This window comes from Ursidibacter arcticus (assembly GCF_009761375.1).
Lineage (GTDB): Bacteria > Pseudomonadota > Gammaproteobacteria > Enterobacterales > Pasteurellaceae > Ursidibacter > Ursidibacter arcticus.
Map to the genome: position 1 here is coordinate 1 of NZ_LEKM01000215.1, position 4,404 is coordinate 4,404.

Consider the following 4,404-nt stretch of genomic DNA (forward strand, 5'->3'; position numbering starts at 1 on the left):
AAGTAACTCAGCAATCGGGCCTTCATATCAACGAAAGCTCGACTATCAATGTAACAGAAAACACCCACTTAAAAGGTGGCATTATCAATGCTCAAGGTGATAAAGCGAACCACACAATGAAGACAGGTACGCTGACGACTGAAAATATTGAAAACCACAGCGACATCAAAATTAGCACCATCAGTGTAGGTGCCAGTACGGATATGTCACAAATGGCAACGATGGCAATGGGTGCAGCATTAAGTGCCTTGGGGAATATGAATGAAAGCGAACGTAGCCAAACACATTCTGCCATCAGTCAAAATATCAATCTTACCATTACTGACAGCGACAAACAGAAGGCTCTCACAGGCAAAACAGTAGAAGAAACACTTCAAAGCCTGAATAGAGATGTGGCAGGTGCGAATCAGAAGTTAGAAAAGCAAGACCTAACCAAAGCACAAGAACGTCAAGAAATGGCACAAGTGATAGGTGAACTTTCGCAAGCAGGTATTCATCATTTGGTGGGTAATCATCTCAAAGAAGCGGAAGCCAAACGCCAAGAAGCGGAAGCGATAGAGAAAGAAAATCCAGCGAAAGCCGCAGAGCTTAAAGCTCAAGCTCAATCAATAGAGGCTGAATATGGCTTAGGTAGTAATTTGCAAATGGGGATTAGAGCAGCTACGGCAGCATTACAAGGTTTGGCAACAGGCAGTGTAGAACAAGCTGCTGTCGGTGCAGCTTCGCCATATCTGAACAAACTTATCAAAATACAAACGGGCGATAATAAAGAAGCCAATCTAATTGCTCACGCTATATTAGGTGCGTTAGAAGCTCGCATTACTGGCAACAATGCTGTAGCCGGTGCATTGGGAGCCTTAACGGCAGAAGTGGCAGCACCTTATATAATGAAAACGCTTTATGGCACAGACAATCCTGAGGATTTAAGCGATAGTCAAAAACAAAATGTCGCAAATTTAAGCCAAATTGCGGCAGGATTAAGCGGTGGTTTAGTTGGTGATAGCACGAGTAATTTTGTGGCAGGCGCTGAGATTGGGAAATGGGCGGTGGAGAATAATTATCTATTCAAAAATGAGGCGGCTCGAAAATATGAACTGGAACAAAAGGCAAGAAGCGGTACTATCACCCAATTGGAACAGCAAGAGCTTGCTGAAATCAATAAATTAGATAAGGCTCGAGATGTTAAATTAGTCTCTTCTTGTGTCGATAAAATGTCCCCAACTTGTCGAGAGGAAAGTAAACAAGTGGATGCTGCCAAAGCAAGTTATTCAGGTTCAGAGTTAAGTTACGCCTATGCTTACCCTGTTTACACCGCATATTCAACAAAATATGAGGGGGATTATAAGAAAGCAGTTTCATTCTCCGAACAGTATTCGATTTTAACGGCGAGTAAAGAAAAAGCATATGCGGATTTTGAGGCACGTTTTGATTTACCGAAAGGTAGTGTAAATCAATTTACTCAATGGGGAGATGTTATTGCGAGTACAGCCGGTTTAATCGGAACAAGCAATGTTGGGAAATCGGCATTAAGTGGTGATTTTTCGAAAAGTGTGCCGAAAGAGGTTAATTCGGGTAATAAACTGGATGTGGTTGGGGAAACAACTAACTATAAAACAAGCAATATAGATTTCTCTAGTTTGGAAATTGAAATATCTAAACAAAATAAACATTTAAAAAATACTAATGAATATAAAGTTGCTATTGCCAATGATCAGAAAAAAAGTATTGTTACTATTGATTTAAATTCTTTAAAAGGTTATGCAGGAACAGGACAACAAGTTGGAAAGCTTGAAGTAGGTCTTCCTGGATCAAAAGAAAGAATAAATTTCAATAAAATTATAGGTGATTACATTGATCCTATAACGGGAAAAAGCACTCCAACAAAAATAGGTATTATTCATTATAGTAAAAATGGATATCATATAGTACCGGCTAAACCAAATGAGGATTAATTTCATGATAAATGAAGAAGTTATAAGGCTACGAATATCCATACAGAATGCCTTAATTGGAAAAATAACAAAAGAAGTTAGGGGGGTATATGTAAAAATAAAAAATAATTGCATATACCTGTATATCATAGTTGATGGTGAAACCTCTGATTATTGGAAAGAAATGATCTATGAAATTGGTACAGATTTGATATCTCATTTTGACGAAAATTATAATATTAGCGAAAATTTGATCAGGTTAGACTATCCCAACATCTTATATTTTAAAGATTATATATGTGTATATAAACGTTACGAATCCCCGGTGATGTGCATCTCCTGATGTATGTCAGTATCATGTTGTTCCTAAGACAATGTTTAAACTTGAAGCCGGTATAAATTATTGGGAGAAACAAAAATGATAAATAAGTATAAATGTCCTTGTTGCCATAATAATACTCTTTCAGAAGAAAGAGAGTATGAGATATGCAGTGTTTGTGGTTGGGAAGATGATCCAATTCAATTTGATGATCCTAATTTTAGAGGAGGAGCTAATTCTTTTAGTTTGAATGAATCAAGAGAATGTTTCTTAAAATTTTCTAATAATGCTGAGAAATGATCCTAGTTCAAGTAGACCTGACAGATTGGAATTTCAGTTCTCAATTGATGGTGTAAAACAAGAGAAATTAAAATTTAATAATGAGGCAAGTAAAAAATGATTAATGAAGAAATTGAAACTATAAATAAAATATATGAAGTTATTTCAATAGTAGATATTGTGAAATTTAATTCATTTGAATATGTATATAAGATAAATGAAAAAGAAGGTTGGGCTAGTATGGGGTTAGTTTATAAATTAAATGATACTGTAGTATCTCAAAATGATTTTGATATTCTTAATGAGAATTTATTGGAGGATTTGAGTGAAAGGTTGCGTTCTATAATGTTTAATAAAACAGGAGGACAGTGGAGAAAATTTGTTTTATCTTTTCAAGATAACAAGATTAAAACAAAATTTGAATATAATGAACAATATATTGGTTAATTGGAGATGTTTCAATAAAATATATTGTTTATAATTTGACCTTATTAGAAGCCTTGAAAATACAGGCTTCTTCATCATACAAATTGTTCACAGCATACAATGTGGAACACTGGGATAATACAAGCGGTTGTTTATGATTAAAATTTTGCAAATTCTAGTGGTAAATTTACCGCTTGTATTTGATACAAGTGGCTTTTCGCTTGCTCGCCCACTGGTACGCATTACACTGAACGAGCAACAAGAAATCCGCAGTATTCAGCCGAATTTAGTGATTCCGCAAAATGTATTGTATCGAGTAAATACGAACCCGACTAACCGTGTACTCATTGAAACTGACCCAGACTTTACCAACAATAAACGCTGGCTCAGTTCGGATTATATGTTTAATGCATTACGTTATGAACCAAACACCCTTCAAAAACGCCTGGGTGATGGTTTTTACGAACAACGTCTTGTACGTGAACAAATTAACCGCTTAACGGGCAGACAGTTTGTTGGCAACTATACGGATTTTAATAGCCAATACCGAGGCTTAATGAATGCAGGTATTACCTTTGCACAGAAATTCAACTTACGCCCAGGGATTACGCTTTCAGCAAACCAAGTGGCACAACTTACCACAGATATTGTATGGCTGGAAAGTGAAAAGATTAGGTTGCCAAACGGTCAAGTGGAAAATGTGCTAGTGCCGAAAGTGTATGCCGTGGTGAAAAAAGGCGACATAACGGGTAACGGTGTTTTGCTCTCAGGGAATAGCGTAAAACACAGTGGTGGCGAGTTTATCAATAACGGCACAGTCGCAGGAAGAGAATTAGTCCGTTTTGACAGCGACAGTATTCGCAACAGTGGCAATATTCAAGCCGGAACCATTACAGGCAACATCAGCGGTAATGTAGAGAATATCGGTGGGGCGATTGAAGCAGACAGAGCAATACTGCTTAAGGTTGCAGGTAATTTTAACCACAGCAGTACGACACATACCACTTCGGTGAATGAACAAGGCTATCAACGCACCGACACCACGATTGCTCGCAAAGGTTTGCTGCACGTTAAAGGCTCAGATGGTAGGCTACAAATTCAAGCAAATGACATCAATATTGCCGGTGCCGACATTATCAATGACGGCAAGGGTCAAAGCTACATATCTGCAAAAAACAACCTCAATCTCACCGCTTTAGCCGTGGGCTTTGATGAGAAAATGGGCGGTGGTAACCATTATCGTAATGAAAAAGTCCAAGATGTTGCGGTAAATCATATAAAAGGAGCTGGCGATGTTGTGCTGAAAGGGCATCATATTTACTCGGAAGGTGCAACATTGGAAGCGAAAGCGAAGTTGTCTGCTATTGCGAAGAATGATTTAGTGTTAAGCACAGCGAGTACATTCAGTGATTTTGCCGAATATCACCACACGAAAAGTCGTGGAACATT

The 4,404-nt window shown here is 37.7% G+C and carries 4 protein-coding genes and 1 pseudogene; all 5 read left to right on the forward strand.

Annotation, left to right across the window (positions count from 1 at the left end; all coding sequences use genetic code 11):
* A partial coding sequence (locus A1D25_RS10240) for a VENN motif pre-toxin domain-containing protein (protein WP_205420610.1) occupies window positions 1–1,952 on the forward strand: 1,952 nt, incomplete at its 5' end.
* Between the two features lie 4 nt (window positions 1,953–1,956).
* Window positions 1,957–2,274 carry a MafI2 family immunity protein gene (locus A1D25_RS11315; RefSeq protein ID WP_476718493.1) on the forward strand — a complete coding sequence of 106 codons (318 nt, stop codon included), beginning with the start codon at window positions 1,957–1,959 and terminating at the stop codon, window positions 2,272–2,274.
* Between the two features lie 75 nt (window positions 2,275–2,349).
* Window positions 2,350–2,550, forward strand: a complete 201-nt coding sequence (locus A1D25_RS10245; RefSeq protein ID WP_157395578.1) for a CPCC family cysteine-rich protein — start codon at window positions 2,350–2,352, stop codon at window positions 2,548–2,550.
* Between the two features lie 96 nt (window positions 2,551–2,646).
* Complete coding sequence (locus A1D25_RS10250; protein WP_157395579.1) at window positions 2,647–2,976, forward strand: hypothetical protein; 330 nt, start codon at window positions 2,647–2,649, stop codon at window positions 2,974–2,976.
* Window positions 2,977–3,109: 133 nt separating this feature from the next.
* A pseudogene (locus A1D25_RS10255) lies at window positions 3,110–4,404 on the forward strand (S-layer family protein); the annotation flags it as partial.